This window comes from Bartonella grahamii ATCC 700132, from assembly GCF_000518085.1.
Lineage (GTDB): Bacteria > Pseudomonadota > Alphaproteobacteria > Rhizobiales > Rhizobiaceae > Bartonella > Bartonella grahamii.
In genome coordinates this window covers 1-1496 of record NZ_JACX01000061.1, presented here as the reverse complement: position 1 = coordinate 1496, position 1496 = coordinate 1, and the positions used below count along the sequence as shown (strand labels likewise).

2 protein-coding genes and 1 pseudogene are annotated in these 1496 nt (G+C 39.4%); all 3 read left to right on the top strand.

Going from position 1 to position 1496, the window contains the following annotated elements:
• Positions 1 to 582 (top strand): annotated as a pseudogene (locus U736_RS12430) (DUF1376 domain-containing protein); the annotation flags it as partial.
• A complete protein-coding gene (locus U736_RS0108685; protein WP_244596112.1) occupies positions 569 to 910 on the top strand; it encodes a hypothetical protein in 342 nt (113 codons plus the stop codon). The pseudogene U736_RS12430 and the gene U736_RS0108685, both read left to right, overlap by 14 nt.
• 186 nt (positions 911 to 1096) lie before the next feature.
• Positions 1097 to 1426 carry a hypothetical protein gene (locus U736_RS0108680; RefSeq protein ID WP_026500684.1) on the top strand — a complete coding sequence of 110 codons (330 nt, stop codon included), beginning with the start codon at positions 1097 to 1099 and terminating at the stop codon, positions 1424 to 1426.
• Positions 1427 to 1496 lie beyond the last annotated feature (70 nt).

Sequence of the window (1496 nt, the reverse complement as noted above, 5' to 3'; positions counted from 1 at the left end):
GCTGCTGTTGACAGCCAATCAGAACAAATCGAAACGTTAGAAACCAACCAACCAATCATTCACGAGCAAGAAAGCGTTCCTAAGAAAGCCAAGCGAAGTAAGGGGAAAAAAGAACTTGGAAGTGTACCAGAAGATTTTGAACCCGATTTGCAATACGCAATCGATAAAGGCTTAACGCATGATGAGGCGTTATTAGAATTCGAAAGATTTAAACTTCATTGGAAAGCCAACCCATGTCGAAATGCAAACAATCGCGATTGGCAAAGTGCTTGGTGTGGTTGGATTATTAACCAGAATGGAACGCTAGCCAAGAAATTAGAACAGGAGAAACGATATGCAAACGAACGCTATAAGCTCTCAACAAATAACTTCACAAACAGCCTTTCACAAAGCTTCAGTACACTCAAAGCAGCAATCTCCACTAGCGATTCTTATGGATCAGAATGCAGCAGAGATACAGAGGCTATCAGTTCATTTGCAAGCACTTTCCAAGAGAGTGGACCGGAGTGTGTATCCTCCAATCTCTATGTATGGAAAGCCGTTGACGCTGGAGGAGAGAGCGCAAGTTTTGCAAGACTGTAATCGCTTACAAGCACTGCTTTCACGGAAAGTTACGGTTGAACATATCGAGGCGGCTGCTTATTTGCTTTCTGGTCTAAAAATACCAGCAAATATAGACCCTAATGTTATCGCTTTGAACTATAGCATAGCCTTATCAGATACTTCAGAATACGCTCTAAAGCAGGCTGTTAAGGATATCATATGCGGAAAAGCAAACGGCTTTTCGAAAACCTTTATGCCAACAGGAGCAGAGCTTGCAGAGTATTGCAGAAATTTGAAAGCAGAGCTTTTGTCGGGAGCATCAGTCATGAAATCGTATTTAAAAGCATCCGAAAAAACAGCAAAGTAGTGAAATTTGCTGATGATTTTGAGAATAGAGATGCGTTTAAATTGACAGAAAGGCACCGTACAGAGCGATTTAAAGATTTTATGATAAAAAACCACATTGAAATTAAAAACGCTTCTACACGGTCCATTTTGAGGCAAATAAACCCATTGGTAAAGTTATGGATTTAGATAGGGGATATTAAACCAGATGTTTTTAAAAAAACGTAAACAGAAAGGGCAAAAAAAGTGGGTAGCAACGGCGGTCGGTCATGCACCATGGGGATTAGGGGTAGCAGAGTATTTTTACAACCTTTACGAATATGATGATGGCACAAGAGAATACGAAGAATTTGACGGTGGTCAGTATCATGAGATGCCTGAGAAAGTTGATTACAGTACCAAGGCGCAAGTGAAAGCATGGGTTTATGGGGGTGGTATTCCGCAAAGCGTTCTCAATTACGAACCTCTTATAGATGAGCTCAATAAAGAGATCAAAAAATTATCAAAAACCGTAGGAAATAAATATGTTTACAGATAAGCAGCTAAGAGCCTTGTTTGGTATTATAATTTTTATATTTTTATGCTTTTTAGGAATTAAAAAAAATCCC